General features: G+C 62.5%; 15 protein-coding genes and 1 pseudogene. 9 read left to right on the forward strand and 7 right to left on the reverse strand.

The window, feature by feature from the left end; translation table 11 throughout:
• Positions 1-72: 72 nt before the first annotated feature.
• Both ACF8K2_RS01865 and ACF8K2_RS01870 read right to left on the reverse strand, forming a co-directional pair.
• Positions 73-2,433, reverse strand: a complete 2,361-nt coding sequence (locus ACF8K2_RS01865) for a DNA polymerase II (RefSeq protein WP_392463253.1) — start codon at positions 2,431-2,433, stop codon at positions 73-75.
• Positions 2,434-2,511: 78 nt separating this feature from the next.
• Positions 2,512-3,723, reverse strand: coding sequence for an MFS transporter (locus tag ACF8K2_RS01870; protein WP_392463254.1), 1,212 nt, complete (start codon positions 3,721-3,723; stop codon positions 2,512-2,514).
• A 121-nt stretch (positions 3,724-3,844) separates the two neighbouring features.
• Between ACF8K2_RS01870 and ACF8K2_RS01875 the strand changes: the two genes are divergently transcribed.
• On the forward strand, positions 3,845-4,741 hold the full coding sequence (locus ACF8K2_RS01875; protein ID WP_392463255.1) for a LysR family transcriptional regulator: 897 nt from the start codon (positions 3,845-3,847) through the stop codon (positions 4,739-4,741).
• Here the strand turns inward: ACF8K2_RS01875 and ACF8K2_RS01880 are convergent.
• Positions 4,738-5,658, reverse strand: a complete 921-nt coding sequence (locus ACF8K2_RS01880; RefSeq protein ID WP_264235919.1) for a LysR substrate-binding domain-containing protein — start codon at positions 5,656-5,658, stop codon at positions 4,738-4,740. The two genes, ACF8K2_RS01875 and ACF8K2_RS01880, sit on opposite strands and share 4 nt — an antisense overlap.
• Positions 5,659-5,818: 160 nt before the next feature.
• Between ACF8K2_RS01880 and ACF8K2_RS01885 the strand changes: the two genes are divergently transcribed.
• The 8 genes and pseudogenes from ACF8K2_RS01885 (at position 5,819) to ACF8K2_RS01920 (ending at position 11,444) form a co-directional block, all read left to right on the forward strand.
• Positions 5,819-6,595: a YqcI/YcgG family protein gene (locus ACF8K2_RS01885; protein ID WP_186556747.1), complete on the forward strand. Its 777-nt coding sequence runs from the start codon at positions 5,819-5,821 to the stop codon at positions 6,593-6,595.
• A gap of 2 nt (positions 6,596-6,597) precedes the next feature.
• Positions 6,598-7,230 carry a LysE family translocator gene (locus ACF8K2_RS01890; protein ID WP_186556748.1) on the forward strand — a complete coding sequence of 211 codons (633 nt, stop codon included), beginning with the start codon at positions 6,598-6,600 and terminating at the stop codon, positions 7,228-7,230.
• Positions 7,231-7,266: 36 nt separating this feature from the next.
• The gene (locus ACF8K2_RS01895; protein ID WP_392463257.1) at positions 7,267-8,358 is read left to right on the forward strand and encodes a hypothetical protein; all 1,092 of its coding nucleotides are present in this window, start codon (positions 7,267-7,269) and stop codon (positions 8,356-8,358) included.
• Positions 8,359-8,533: 175 nt separating this feature from the next.
• Entirely contained in the window at positions 8,534-9,196 is a 663-nt protein-coding gene (locus tag ACF8K2_RS01900) for a sel1 repeat family protein (RefSeq protein ID WP_186556846.1), read from the forward strand.
• A gap of 116 nt (positions 9,197-9,312) precedes the next feature.
• On the forward strand, positions 9,313-10,014 hold the full coding sequence (locus ACF8K2_RS01905; protein ID WP_186556750.1) for an AzlC family ABC transporter permease: 702 nt from the start codon (positions 9,313-9,315) through the stop codon (positions 10,012-10,014).
• Positions 10,011-10,325: an AzlD domain-containing protein gene (locus tag ACF8K2_RS01910; RefSeq protein ID WP_392463258.1), complete on the forward strand. Its 315-nt coding sequence runs from the start codon at positions 10,011-10,013 to the stop codon at positions 10,323-10,325. Before ACF8K2_RS01905 ends, ACF8K2_RS01910 begins: the two co-directional genes overlap by 4 nt.
• Positions 10,322-11,155: pseudogene (locus tag ACF8K2_RS01915) on the forward strand (AraC family ligand binding domain-containing protein). Before ACF8K2_RS01910 ends, ACF8K2_RS01915 begins: the two are co-directional and overlap by 4 nt.
• A gap of 61 nt (positions 11,156-11,216) precedes the next feature.
• A complete protein-coding gene (locus tag ACF8K2_RS01920) occupies positions 11,217-11,444 on the forward strand; it encodes a hypothetical protein (RefSeq protein ID WP_186556753.1) in 228 nt (75 codons plus the stop codon).
• 98 nt (positions 11,445-11,542) lie between these two features.
• On the opposite strand, the gene ACF8K2_RS01925 is transcribed toward ACF8K2_RS01920, so the two are convergent.
• The 4 genes from ACF8K2_RS01925 to ACF8K2_RS01940 all read right to left on the reverse strand — a co-directional run bounded on the left by ACF8K2_RS01925 (position 11,543) and on the right by ACF8K2_RS01940 (position 14,571).
• Positions 11,543-12,028 carry a copper chaperone PCu(A)C gene (locus ACF8K2_RS01925; protein ID WP_392463259.1) on the reverse strand — a complete coding sequence of 162 codons (486 nt, stop codon included), beginning with the start codon at positions 12,026-12,028 and terminating at the stop codon, positions 11,543-11,545.
• Positions 12,028-12,633 (reverse strand): SCO family protein, encoded by a 606-nt coding sequence (locus tag ACF8K2_RS01930; protein ID WP_186556755.1) that lies wholly within the window; start codon positions 12,631-12,633, stop codon positions 12,028-12,030. Before ACF8K2_RS01930 ends, ACF8K2_RS01925 begins: the two co-directional genes overlap by 1 nt.
• Before the next feature lie 260 nt (positions 12,634-12,893).
• A complete protein-coding gene (gene nfuA, locus ACF8K2_RS01935; RefSeq protein WP_186556756.1) occupies positions 12,894-13,478 on the reverse strand; it encodes a Fe-S biogenesis protein NfuA in 585 nt (194 codons plus the stop codon).
• Positions 13,479-13,536: 58 nt separating this feature from the next.
• A complete protein-coding gene (locus tag ACF8K2_RS01940; RefSeq protein WP_186556758.1) occupies positions 13,537-14,571 on the reverse strand; it encodes an acyltransferase in 1,035 nt (344 codons plus the stop codon).
• Between the last annotated feature and the right edge of the window lie 49 nt (positions 14,572-14,620).

Here is a 14,620-nt window from a genome sequence, read left to right on the forward strand (position 1 = left end):
CTCCTGTGAGTTCAAACCGACCAGCCTAAGGATCGCTGCACAGGAAAAGGGCTAGATATCTACCACAGGCGCTCAGAACAACAGCAATTGCCGATCAGTCAGCGCGGCAAAGTCATCGTCGACAAACGGCAGAATGGCGTCGGCAACCGGTTGTAGCTGGCGGCTGAGGTAGTGATCGTAATCAATCGGCGATTGCAGGTTCTCCAACGGCTCAGGCCCTGCCGTGGTGATGATGTAGCTGATCCAACCGCCATTCTGGTATTGCCGTGGCCGGCCCAGACGCAGATTGAATTCATCGGCCAGGCGCGCGGCGCGCACATGTGGAGGCACGTTGCGCTGGTAATCAGCCAGCGGCCTGCGCAGGCGCTTGCGGTAGATCAGTAGCTGATCCTGCTCGCCACCCAGGGTGGCACGCACATACTCACGCACATAATCGCGATAGGGCTGGCCACGGAAAATCCGCTCATAGAGTTCCTGCTGAAATTGCCGCGCCAGCGGCGACCAGTCGGTGCGCACCGATTCCAGTCCCTTGTAGACCATCTGCTGCGGGCCGTCGGCACGCTGCACCAGGCCGGCGTAGCGCTTTTTGCTGCCCTCTTCAGCGCCACGAATGGTCGGCATCAAAAAGCGCCGATAATGGGTTTCGAACTGCAACTCCAACGCACACTCCAGGCCCATGCTCTGGCGTAGATGCTCGCGCCACCACTGATTGACCTTGGCCACCAGCGCGCGGCCAATGCCCGCCGCAGCCTGTTCATCGTGGGCGCTTTTTAGCCAGACGAAGGTGGAGTCGGTATCGCCATAGATCACATCGAAGCCTTCGGCTTCGATCAGCGCGCGGGTCTGGCGCATGATCTGGTGGCCGCGCATGGTGATCGACGAGGCCAGGCGCGGATCGAAGAAACGACAGCCGCTGGAGCCGAGCACGCCATAGAAGGCATTCATGATGATCTTCAGCGCCTGTGACAGCGGCGCATTGTCGGCGCGCTTGGCCGCCTCGCGGCCCTGCCACACCCGCTCGACGATAGCCGGCAGGCAGTGGCGAGTGCGCGAAAAACGCCCCCCGCGAAAGCCCTCTACCGAGTGTTCATCGTCGGGCTGACGCAAGCCTTCGACCAAACCCACAGGATCGATCAGGAAGGTACGAATGATCGATGGGTAGAGGCTTTTGTAATCCAGCACCAGTACCGAATCGTACAGACCAGGGCGCGAGTCCATGACGAAGCCGCCCGGGCTGGCTTCATCAGGTCGACTGCCCAGATTCGGCGCGACGTAGCCCAACCGGTGCATGTGGGGAATGTACAAATGGCAGAACGCGGCCACCGAGCCGCCGCTGCGGTCCACCGGCAAACCGGTGACAGTGGAGCGTTCAAGCAAGAATTCGAGCAACCGGGTGTGGGCAAAGATACGCGTGACCAACTCGCAGTCCTTGAGGTTGTAACGGGCCAGGGCCGGTTTGTCCTCGGCGAACATGCGGTTGATCTCGTCCATGCGCTGGTAGGGCGTATCGATCGCCTTGCCCTCGCCAAGCAGGGTCTGGGCAACGTTTTCCAGGCTGAACGAAGCAAAGCTCCAGGTCGCCGAGCGCAGCGCTTCGATACCGTCGATCAACAACCGGCCTGGTGCGTCGGCGAACACATGGTTGCGGCCTGAATGGGCGCGCAAAGTCATTGGCGCACCATTGCGTCCCAAGGCCAACGGCAGGTGCAGCCGGGCGGCGTGCTCATGCAGCAGGCGCAGGTCGAACTGCACCAGGTTCCAACCAATGATTGCATCGGGGTCGTGATCGGCCATCCACTGGTTCAGGCAACGCAGCAGCTGCGCGCGGTCGTCGCAGTAATGCAGATCGAAGTCCAAGCCGCTGGCATCGCCATTGGCCGGGCCGAGCATGTACACCTGACGCTGGCCGCACCCTTGCAGGGCGATGCTGTACAGCTCGCCGCGCTCAGTGGTTTCGATATCCAGAGACACCAGGCGCAGCGGCGGGCGGTAGTCGGGGTGCGGCTTGAGTTGGGCGTCGCAGAGCACGCCATGGGCATCGGGCTTGCCATCGAACAGCACCGGCGCGGTGATGAAGCGCTCCATCAGGTAGCGCTCCGGCGGGCGGATGTCGGCCTCGTAGACCTCGACCCCGGCGCCACGCAGACGCTGTTCCAACTGCATCAACTGACGATGCTGGCGACAATACAGGCCAAGTACCGGACGCTGCTCGAAGTCACGTAGACGCAGTGGCTTGAGCTCAACGCCCTGCTCATCCTTGAGCAGGGCCCGAGCATGTGCGGCGTGGATCTCTGGGATGAACGCCACTGATTCCTGAACCGCCAGGCGTAGCTGGCGCGGGCCTTGGTCAGTGGCCAACCAGAACTCCACGCAGGTGCCCTCGGGCGTGTCATGCCAGTGCCGGGTGAGGACGAAACCCTGCTGCAACTCCACCGCGTTGAACTCCACACATTGATAGGCGCCGATTCTACCTTGTTGCGCCGTTGTCGGCCTTATCGCCAGCCGTTCGCTTCAGCGCCCGCCCGCGACGAACCCGGCGCGGCGACCCGACCAGGCGAGAATCCCGGCCAGCGCGATCATCACCAGCACCACACTGCCGAACGCGCCGACCCCGCTACCGCTAAGCAACAAGCCACCGGCCACCCCACCCAGGGCAATCGCAGTATTCCATACGGTCACCAACATCGACTGGGCGACATCACCGCCCTCGCCTGCTGCATCTGCGCAGGCTGTCTGCAATAGGGTCGGCGCGCCGCCATAGGTCAGGCCCCAGAGTGCCACGCTCAGATACACCACCCCAGGCGTCGGCGCCTCCTGGCCAAGCAACAGGGTTGCCACGGCAAAACCTGCCAAGCTCAACAACACCAGCAATCGCAAGTGGCGATCGACCCACAGGCCAACCACCACGATGCCCAGCAACGCCGCCAGGCCAAAGGTCAGCAGCACCAGGCCAGTGTCCGCCGCCATGCCTGCCGCCGCCAGCAGCGGCACGATGTAGGTGTAGAGGATGTTATGGCCCAGAACCCACGCCAGAATGACCAGCAAAACGACTGCCACCCCCGGTGTGCGCAACACCTGCCAGGCCCCGGCGCGCTGCCCTGGCGCCTGCCCAGGAAAATCCGGCACCGCCCGCAATACCCACAGCGCCAACACTACCGAAGCCAGGGTAACCAGCACAAAAGTGGCGCGCCAGCCCAACCACTCACCCAGCCAGGTGCCAACCGGCACCCCCAGCGATAGCGCAATCGGCGCGCCGACCATGGCCACTGCCATCGCCTTGCCCTGGCGCGCCACCGGCACCATGCGCCGGGCATGCCCGGCGATCAGCCCCCACGCCAAACCCGCAGCGGCACCCGTAAGAAAGCGCGCCACCAGGGTCAGGCCATTGGATTCGGAGATCGCCGTCAAACCGTTGAACACAATGAACCCAGCAATCGCCAGCAGCAGCGTGCGCCGGCGCCACCAGCCCTGGGTCAGGGTCACCAAGGGGATCGCGGTCAGCAGCGAACCCAAGGCATAGGCAGTCACCCACTGCCCGGCCATCGCCTGGCTGATCTGCATACCACCGGCAATCTGGCCGAGCAGCCCGGCCGGCAGGGTCTCGCTGAGAATGGCGATAAAGCCGGTCATGGCCAGCGCGAGCAGGCCACTGAGCGGCAAGCGTTGCGCTGAGGAGGGAGTATCGGCCGCTGTCGCGATGGCCGCTTGAGAAGTTTGGTGCATGGCGAGAACGCCTCATGTTGCTGATCAAGAGGCAGGCATCTTGCGTCGGTGTGGATTACGGAAAAAGATGGGTAGAATTCCGCTCACCTCGGACGTTGATGTCCGCAATCGAGAGCAGCACATGGACAGCCTCAGCGGCTTTGTGGTCTTCAACCGGGTTGCCGAAACCCGCAGTTTCGTCGCTGCCGGGCAATCGCTGGGCATCAGTGCCTCGGCGGTGGGCAAGCGGGTGGCGAGGCTGGAGGCGCGCCTGGGGGTACGCTTGTTCCACCGCAGCACACGCAGCATCACCCTGACCGCCGAGGGGACGCTGTTCCTGGAGCGCAGTCGGCGCATCCTGGCGGAGATCGAAGCCACTGAGCAGGCGCTGTCGCAGGCCAGCGAAACACCGAGTGGGCGGCTGCGAGTCAGCCTGCCTCAGGTGACCGGCTTAGTGATGCCAGCCCTTGCCGACTTCATGGCGTTGTACCCACAGATCGAACTGGACCTGGACTTCAGCGACCGCATGGTCGATATCATCGGCGAAGGCTTCGACGTGGTCATGCGCGGCGGCCAGCCGGTGGATTCGCGGCTCAATGCCAAGTTCCTCGGCCACTTCCAGCATCGCCTCGTAGCCTCGCCGCAGTACCTGCGCGAACGCGGCGTGCCGGAGCATCCACGCGACCTGAGCGGCCATACCTGCCTGCACTACCGTTTCCCCAGCAACGGCAAGCTGGAGAGCTGGCCGCTGCGCCGCGAGCATCCCGAGCAGGCTTACGACATCCCCATCTCGATGGTCTGCAACCATGTCGAGACGCGCATCTGCTTCGCCCTCAACCACCGCGGCATTACCTGCCTGCCAGATTTCAACGTGCGCAAGGAAGTGGCCAGCGGCAGCCTGGTGAGCGTGCTCGACGACTTCATGGAGCGGCGCGGCAGCTTCTACCTGCTGTGGCCCTCAGGCCGGCAGATGCCGCCAAAGTTGCGGGTGTTCATCGACTTCATGCTGCAGCGGGTGTTCCAGGAACGGCAGGCCTAGCCATACAGGTAGTTGATTTCCTTGGACGCCAGCGGCGGCACCTGGGCCAGGAGAAAATCGCGCAGGCGCTGCATCTGCCGGGCCTTGGGGCTGGCTTTGAGCCAGGTCATGTAATAGCCATCACCTGTGGCCACGGCGTGCTTGAACGGCGTGACCAAGCGCCCGGCGCCGATATCGGCACTGGCCAGCACCAGGTCGACCACGGAAATCCCCAGCCCCTGCTGGGCCGCCGAGATACCTTGATCGAGCGTGTCGAACACCTGGCCCTGGTCGATGCTGATGTCCAGCGCGTCCATCCGCGCCAGCCAGCGCCGCCAGTCGCGCCGGTCGGTCGAGGGATGGAGAAACTCGCACTGCTTGAGCGCCGACAGAGCGGGGGCATCGTCCTGCAGGTAGTCGGGATGGCAGACCGGGATCAGCCATTCATCAAACAGCTTGAAGCTCTCGACGTCGGCCGCAAAGCGTCCGTTGGCCAGAAGGATGGCGCAGTCGTAGGGCTCGGAATAGAAATCGACGCTGTCGATGTCCATCCACACGCTCGACAGTTGCACGCTGCAACTGTTCTCGACCTTCTTGAACGCATCCAGCGCCCGCAGCAGCCAGCGCACGGTCAAGGTCGACGGCGCTTTGAGGCGCAGGCCATAGCGGTCCTGACGCAATAGCGCGCAAGCGTTCTCGATGATCTTGAAGCCGACCTTGAGCTCCTGGGCCAACAGCCGGCCGTGCTCGGTCAGGCGCAGCTTGGGGCCGCGTCGCTCGAACAAATCGCAGCCAAACAGCGACTCGAGGGTCTTGATGTGATGGCTCACTGCGCCTTGGGTCAGCGCCAGCTCTTCTGCCGCGCGGGTGAACGAGCCATAGCGCGAGGCCACTTCGAAGGCGCGCAGCGCGTGCAGTGCCTGAATCCGTTCCGACATCGATCGCCTTCCCAATCATGAGTGAGACTAATAGTAGGTCATAGTTCCAGGCATTTTACAACTGCAAGTCGTTCTCAGAAAATGCTTGAAAACAACAAATACATAGAGCGAAACCGCCTAACTAACGGCGGAAACGATTATTAGAACTCCTGGGGAAACCATGTTTACGGGTTATGGAAACTGCTATCGCTTGGATGCGCTAGAGCTGGCCAATGAACATGTCCAGAATGCCAATCACTGGACGTATAAAACTATCCAACATTTTCGCGACATTCTCGCCAACCCCGACTTTCCCTGCCTGTTCGGGCGCAAGGCGGTCGCCGCCAAGACCTGCCACATCGTCTTCGCCCGCGCCGAGCACATGGCCGACGACATGGCGCAGGGCCTGGCCGATTATGTCCGCACCATCGAGCCGATCCCGCTCAAGCAGCGCATCGGCACCCCGCTGCTGGTGTTTCTCGAGACTGCCCCTGGCGGCAGCCTTGAGCAACAGCAGGCACTGGCGTGGAAAGTCCTGCAGGGCGTGCACGCGCGCGACCCCCAGCCCTGGCCGCAGGACGTGCCGGGCGATCCGCATGACAGCCAATGGTCATTCTGCTTCGCCGGCATGCCGCTGTTCATCAACATGAACTTTCCCGCCCACCGCGTGATGAAGAGCCGCAACCTGGGCGACAGCATCGTGTTTGTGATCAACCCACGGGAAAGCTTCGACGAAGTGGCCAGCGCTGCCACCGAAAGCGGCCAGCGCATTCGCGGCAAGATCCGCGAGCGGGTAAGGCACTACAACGATGGCGTGATGCCCGACTCCCTGGGCTTCTTCGGCCAACAAGACAACTACGAGTGGAAGCAATACCAGTTGCAGGAGCACGGCTCGCTGAACCCTGCACGTTGCCCATTCCACGCCCATGCAACACCCGACACATTGATCGAGAACTGACCGTGAATACCGCATTGACTGCCACTTACGCCCTGACCGTGCTGCTGCTGATCGCCACCCCTGGCCCGGTCGTCGCACTGATCGTCAACACTGCCGCCGCCTCCGGGTCGCGCAAAGCCCTGTTCACCGCAATCGGCACCAACTGGGCGTCGCTGGTGCTGATTGGCGCCGCAGCCTGGATCATCATGACCAGCGCTGCCATCGACAAGGTCTGGCTCAACGGCATGAGTTTGCTGGGCTGCCTGTTCATCGGCTACATCGCCGTCGCCACGCTGCGCGAAGCATTGCAGGCTCCAGTAACGGACACCGAGATGGTGCAAGCGCCGGTAAAACCCGGGCGTGGCGGCTTGCTGCAAGGGTTCATGGTGGGCATCTCCAACCCCAAGGACATCATCTTCTTCATCTCCTTCTTCCCCCAGTTCATCCAGATCACCGAGTCGTTCGAAAAGAGCATGGTGGTGCTGTCATTGCTGTGGATCGCCATCGATTTCGCCGTGCTCAGCCTGTACATCTTCGCCATCGGCAAGATTGCCTCGCAGCGCAGCAACCGCCTGATCAGCCTGGCTTCGGGCGTGGCCTTGCTGCTGATCGCCGCCGGTGGCCTGCTCTACAACCTCAAGGAGCTGACGGCCTGACGCGGCCGCTGACCTACCCACCCACAAGGAACGTCCATGAGACCGATCGACACCGCTACGGACGTCCTGGGCGCGCCCCTCCCCTTGCAGGAGGACTACCAACGCTTCCTGCAACTGGGCAGTCGCCGAGCCCCGCATACCCTCTATATGCACGAGCGTGGCTATCGCTCCGGCACGATCAATACCGATGCGCTGGGCCTGCGCTACAGCCACTGTGCGGGCAAGCGCTATTCGCCGGCCGAGCGCGGCGCCAGTGCCCGGGTCAACCTGTTGGTAGGCGGATCGACCGCACTGGGCATCGGCGCCAGCAACGATGAACACACAGTGGCCTCGCACCTGTCGATGCTCACCGGCGAAGTCTGGTTGAGCCTGGCCGGGTGTGGCCTCAATGCCACTCAAGAATTGCTGATGTTTCTCAGTCACCAGCATCGCTTGGGCAACATTGGCCACGTGGTGGTCCTGAGCGGGCTGAACACCCTCGCCCAGGAAGCCTTGGGCGAAATCATCGCAGCCGGTCATGCGCAGCATCAGGGCGGCGCCTATCAGACCTACCTGAACAGCTTCAACGAAGGCGTGCCGACGCTCGACACGCCGCGCCGCCAATCGCTGTGGCAGCGCCTGGGCCACGCCCTGCTGCCGCGTCATGAGGCGCCAACCCCCGACTGGTCACTGCCCGCCCCGGACAAACGCCTGATGCGCGCCGCCGACTGCATCGGGCGCACCCTGCGCCAATGGGATCGCCTGCTGGCCGACAGCCACGCCACCCTGACTTTCATTCTCCAGCCATTGCTGCCCTGGTGCCGGGAAAGCCTGCCCGATGGCGAGCAACTGATGATGGCGGCGCAACGTCAGCCGACCAACTTCGATCGGCTGCTGGCTGACGTGCAGGACAGTCAACAGCATGTAGCCTTTTTCCGAAGAATTAAAAGCGAAGCCGAGTCGGTGCCCTGCTATGACATGAACAGCATGCTCAGCAGCTCGCCGGTTTTTGGCCAGTCGCTGTTCGTCGATCGCCTGCATTTCAATGACTTAGGCAACAATGCCCTGGCAAAGGTGATCACCGCAAAGCTGGGCCTGGCCCAGGAAAAGTACAGCCAACGCAAAGTGACGCCGATCAAGCTCGTCTGATAAACGCGGCAATGGTCTTTCGGCGGGGGCCTTGGGGTGGCTAGAATACGCCGTCGTCGCTCTGATTTGCCTGAGGCACATGCGTAACCGCAATGAACACCACCGCCATCTGGTCGCAACTGACCGCCTACGAGGCTCATCCGTGAGTCGCGCTGTCTTGTTCTCGCCCCTGCTCATGGCCCTGGCTCCGCTCGGCGCGCAAGCACTGGAGATCCAGATCGATCCGCACGCCGATCTGCTGTACCGTCAGGCCTTACCCTTGCTGGAACAGGCAGACAACCGCGAAGACAGCCCCAGCGCGCTGCGCACGGCGATCGACAGCGACCCAGAGCTCAGCCGTCAGGGCCAAGCGCTGGCCCGCACCCTGCCAACTGCGGTAGACCTGCTGAAAAAGTCGGTCGCCCTGGGTCATCCGGTGGCGCAATACCGCTTGGCGCTGTACTACATGACCTACCTGCCAGCGGCGCAGATCCCCGATGCGGCCTGCCCGTTGCTGCAAGCCAGCCTCAAGCAAGGCTTTGCCCCTCCCGCACCAGCGATCTCTACCTGGTGCCCGCCCTATAACGCCAGCCCTGCCTACCGTGACGCCATGGAAGCGATTCCGAACATGGCCACCTTGTATGCGCCGTACTATCCGCAGCCAGCGGTACGCCTGGCTTGCAACCGCAGCCAGCCGCAGGGGCTGGAAATGCAGTGGGGCCGTCAGCGCGACTATCAGGCCGAGGTGTACCGCCTGCTTGGCGACCTTGATCCGCAACATCGCCAGCTGTTGCTGCAAAAAGCCGTGGAGATCAATGGCTGTGCTGCCGCGCAGCAGCGCTTGACCAGCCACCGCTGAAGTAGTCCCCTGCCCCGCCGACAGCGCCGGGCAGGGAACAAACAAGCAAGATCGTTCAAGCCAGCGCCCCCGCCCTCTGCCATGCTGCTCTGCCCTGTAGATGTGTTTGAGCCACCATGTCCAGCCGTCAGCCCATCGCCCGTACCGCCTTCCTCCACGGCGCCATCGCCATTTTGCCGCTGTCCCTGGCCGTAGCCCCATGGGGCCTGCTGGCAGGCTCGATGGCCATCGAAGCCAACCTCAGCCCTTGGGAGGGCCAAGGCCTGTCGGCCATCGTGTTTGCGGGTGCTGCGCAACTGGTGGCCATTGGCATGCTCAAAAGCGGCGCCAGCCTGCTCTCGATCCTGCTGACCACCCTGCTACTGACCTCCCAACACCTGCTGTACGGGTTGTCCATGCGCCCGCTGTTGTCGGGCCAGCCGCTGGGCTGGCGGCTGGGCCTTGGCTTCTTGCTGACCGATGAATTCTTCGCCCTGACCAGTCATTACGACCAGCAGCAATTCAACCGCTGGTATGCCCTGGGCGTGGGCCTGACCTTCTATGTCGCCTGGAACCTGTTCACCTTGGCCGGTATCATCTTGGGCCAGAACATCCCCCACCTGGACCAACTCGGCCTGGACTTCTCGATTGTCGCCACGTTCGTCGCCTTGATCGCGCCGGTAGTGCGTAATGTGCCAACCGTAGTGTGCGTGGCGGTGTCGCTGTTTTGCTCAGTGCTGTTCAGTGCCTGGCATTGGGAAACCGCGCTGGTCGCCGCCGGCCTGCTGGGCATGGGCGCCGGCTTCATCTGCCAGAAGTTCTCGGGAGCACGCGCATGACTTGGCTGCTGATCTTGGCCATGGGCCTGGTGGTGTTTCTCAACCGCTATGCGTTTCTGGAGCCGCGCCTGCCGCTGCGCCTGAGCTCCAATGCCCGGCAGTTTCTCGGCTTCGCGGTCCCGGGCATGCTCACAGCGATTTGCGGGCCGATCATCTTCCTGCCCGGCCATCAACTCGACCTGAGCCCGAGCAACCCTTACCTGCTCGGGTCCCTGGTCGCCATAGCCCTGGTGCTGTTGACCCGCAGCGTGTTGCTGAGCATGCTGGTGAGCATGTTGATCTTCTTTTTGCTGCGCAGCTGGCTGGCATGAACACGCCCCTGCGCGAACAAACCCACCTGTGGCAGGCGCCGGCGCTTGGCGATGTCGAGATGCTGCATGCGCGGTATTTTCAGCAGCGCTTCGCCCCACACGTGCACGAAGGTTACGTCTTCACCGTGATCGAGTCCGGCGCGCAACGCTTTTGACACCGTGGCAGCGAGCACCTGGCGCCGGTCGGCAGCATGGTACTGATCAATCCCGATGAACTGCACACCGGCGCCACCGCTCATGAAGCCGGCTGGCGTTATCGCGGCTTTTATCCGGAACATGCCCGGGTCACCGGGGTGCTGGAAGAGCTGGAGCTGGGCCGTTATGGCATGCCGCATTTTCAGCAGAGCGTGATCCAGGACCCAACCCTGGCCGCCGCCTTCAGCCAGTTGCATCAGTTGTCCGAATCCGGTGCCAGCGCCCTCGAGCAGCAGACCGCCTGGCGCCACGCCGTGCTGGCGCTGGTGCAGCGGCACGGCCATGGCGCCCAGCCGCGCGCACCGGGCAACGAGCCGTTGGCCGTAGCTCGCGCCCGCGAGCTGCTGGAAAGCCAGCTGGCCGACCCACCGTCACTGGAAAGCCTGGCGGCGGCAGTCAACCTCTCGCCTTTTCATTTCGCCCGGGTATTTCGCCAAGCCACTGGCCTGCCACCGCATGCCTGGCTCAAGCAACGCCGACTGGGTCGCGCGCGGGAGCTATTGAAAAGGGGCATGGCCGCCGCCGAGGTGGCGTTTGCCCTGGGTTTCGCTGACCAGAGCCATCTGAGTCGCCAGTTCAAGCAGGCCTATGGAGTCACTCCGGGCGCTTATCGCACGGCCTGCCTGAGCCCGTAGCCGGATCCGGCAGCAATGCCAGCCACTGCTACACTGACAGGGTTGAACGGAGGATCCTGTCATGTCCGCAAAAGAGCTCAACACCCTCCTGACGCTGATGAACCAGCGCCAAACCCGCTTGACCAGTGCGTGCAAGGAAATCGCCGAATGGATCGACCGGCAGGGCGATGTGCCCGCGGCCGGCAAGATTCGCGACAGCCTCAAAGCGCTGGAGGCAGAAGAGGCACAAGTGCGCAAAACCTTGACCTCACTGACGATCGACCGGCCACTGCCACGTTTTCGCGGTTGAGCCCACCGTCAAGCAAAAAGGCCGCTCCCGCAGAGGGCAACGCGGCCCCTGCGAGAGCGGCCTTGAGCCGCCAATGCGCTGCATAGCAGCCCAAGCGTTTAGTGCTGGTGGGCGTGATCGTGGCCTGCGCCCGCTTCAGCGGTCAGCGCGCGTACTGGCGCCTGCACTTGCAGGGTCTGCTTGGCCCCCTTGGCATCTTCGATAGTCAGGGTCAGCGGCACTTGCTGGCCTTCTTTGACCTGCTCATGCAAGCCCATCAGCATCACGTGCAAGCCATTGGGATCGAGGCTCACTGCCTTGCCTGCCGGTAGCTCGACCGCCTTGACTTCACGCATACCCATCACGTCGCCATTCATGGTCATTTCATGCACCTGAACGGTCTTGGCCACTGGCGAGGCAACGCCGACCAGCTTGCTGTCGCTGGTCGCGGTCAACACCATGAAGGCTCCGGTGGACTGCTGGTGCGGCACAGTGGCGCGTACCCAAGCATCACTTACGCTGGTTTCAGCCAGGGCCGGCAAGGCCATGCCCAACAGGGCCAGGGCGGCCAGGCCGCGCTTGATCGGTTGCAGCAAAACAGCCATTAGCAAATCTCCATCAAAGTGAGCAGGTCCTCTGTGCATTCCTTGGCGTTCAAGGAGTGCCCCAGGCTCAGGCGCAGGGTACTGCGCGAATCATAGACGTAGCTGGTGGACGAGTGGGAGATCGTGTAGGTATCGCCCGCTGGCACCTTCTCGTAGAACACCTTGAACTCCCGGGCCACCTCGGCGATTTCCTCAGGGGTGCCGGTCAGCGCGGTGAACGACGGGTCGAAGGCCTTGACGTAGGCGTCAAGCACTTCTGGCGTATCGCGCTCAGGGTCGAGGGTGATGAACACCACTTGCAGGAAGCCGGCATCGCGGCCCATCAGCTTCTTGATCTGCGCCGCACGCGCCAGGGTGGTCGGACAGACCGCCGGGCACTGGGTGAAACCAAAGAAGATCATCGGCATCGAGCCATAGAAGCTCGACAGGGTGCGCACATTGCCTTGAGTGTCCTTGAGGCGGAAAGAACGCCCGAGGATCTCGTTGCTCATGTTCTTGCCGTACTTGAAGTCCAAACTCCGCGCCGGATTGCAACCCGCCAGCAGGCCAAGCCCGAGTACGCCCATCCCGGCGACAACCGCGCGCCGGGTCAACAGATCATTCATGGAACCATCCTTTACAGGGAAGGTGCCAGCCCTTGGGCAGGGCCGGTCGAAAACCGCGGCATTCTGGCATGACACCTTGGGGTGTTCTACCCGACGATGGGGTCGATGGGGCTGCAGGCCTTGAATTTCGCGGCTGCGGCCTGTTGTCGCAGGGGTTGAATCGGTAACAGATTGTTGCTAGAGAGCTGATTCTTGTGGCGCTTATTCGGCCTCATCGCGGGCTTGACCCGCAATGAGGCCGGCAAGAAAACCACCGACTATCAGTAGTAGGCGTTCTCTTTCTGCGTGTGGTCAGTCACATCGCGCACACCCTTGAGCTCGGGAATACGTTCGAGCAAGGTCCGCTCGATGCCATCCTTGAGGGTCACGTCGGCCTGGCCACAGCCCTGGCAACCACCGCCAAACTGCAGCACCGCGATCCCATCGTCGACCACGTCGACCAGGCTCACCGCACCACCATGGCTGGCCAGACCTGGGTTGATCTCGGTCTGCAAGTAGTAGTTGATCCGCTCGTTGATCGGGCTGTCTTCGTTGACCATCGGCACCTTGGCGTTCGGCGCCTTGATGGTCAGCTGGCCACCCATGCGGTCGGTGGCATAGTCGACCAGCGCGTCCTCAAGGAACGGCTCGCTGACCGCGTCGATGTAAGCGGTGAAGCTCTTCAGACCCAAGGCGGTGTCCTCGGGCTTTTCCTCGCCTGGCTTGCAGTAGGCAATGCACGTCTCTGCGTACTGGGTGCCCGGCTGAGTGATGAAAACACGGATGCCGATACCCGGGGTGTTCTGCTTGGAGAGCAGATCAGCCAGGTAATCATGGGCGGCGTCGGTAATGGTTATAGCGCTCATGGAAGTTCCTCACAGACTTGCTGGCAAGTGTACGCCAACCCAGGCTTCGAACAAAGTCCTAGCATTTGACTCGGGAAAGCGCCAATGCCGGTTCCTGCGCCGAACGTGCGGCGAACCAGGCCTTCATCCGTTGGTACAAGCCACGTTCGAGCCATTGATAACTGAGCCACGACATTAGTCCAATGGACGGCACGCAGAAGGCGAATACCAGGTACGGGTTCAGCGCGAATCGCTCACTGACGAACCAGCCGGCATACAGTACCAGCACGTGAATCAGGTACACCGAATAGGAGCAATCACCCAGCGCCTTGAGCAACTGGTTGCCGCGAAAGTACGGCTCCAGCGAGATGAACGCCAGCACCACCAGTGCGCTGGGCAGGCCCCAGTGCAGCAGGCGCAGCGAGGCGTCCAGGTGATAAAGGGCGTAACCGGCGGCCACCAGCATCGCCAGCGGTAGCCACAGGCCTTCACGGATCAGGCCGCGGCGGTACAGCACCCCCAGGCCGATGCCCAGCAAGAACTCATAGATGATGTCGTTGTTGTAGAACCGACTGAGCACGCCAAGCCGGCCCAGCACCTCACTCACCAGCAGCAACGCGGCAGTCACCAGCAGCAGGTGATGGCGTTGACGCACCAGGAATGCCAGGCCGAACAACAGATAGAAGAACATCTCGAAGTTCAGCGTCCAGCCCACGTTAAGCGTCGGATACAGCCCATATCCGCCGGGGTTTTCCGCCGGAATGAACAGCAAAGACAACAGCAGGTGCTGCCAGTCGAACACCTGGTGCGGCATCCAGCGGCTGGCCGCCAGCAGCAGGACCGCCATCAAGACCGTATAGAACCAATAGGCCGGAATGATCCGCAGTGCTCGATTGAGCAGGAACTGGCTGGGCACGATGTCTTTGTCGCGGGTCGACAGGTAGATCACCAGCCCGCTGATGACGAAGAAGATGTCCACGCCCACCGCCCCGCGATCGCTGAGCAGTTGGCCGACCGGGCCGGTGGCGTGGAAGTCGAAGAAGATCTGCATGAAGTGGTGGCAGACCACCACCCAGGCGGCGAACGCCCGAAGTGCCTGAAGCGAATACAGCATGAAAAGCCCTGCGTGTCCGGGTGCATTCAGGTCCCGTATCGGCGTCGAT

Origin of the sequence: Pseudomonas sp. xss_2 (genome assembly GCF_043104195.1) — a bacterium.
Lineage (GTDB): Bacteria > Pseudomonadota > Gammaproteobacteria > Pseudomonadales > Pseudomonadaceae > Aquipseudomonas > Aquipseudomonas urmiensis.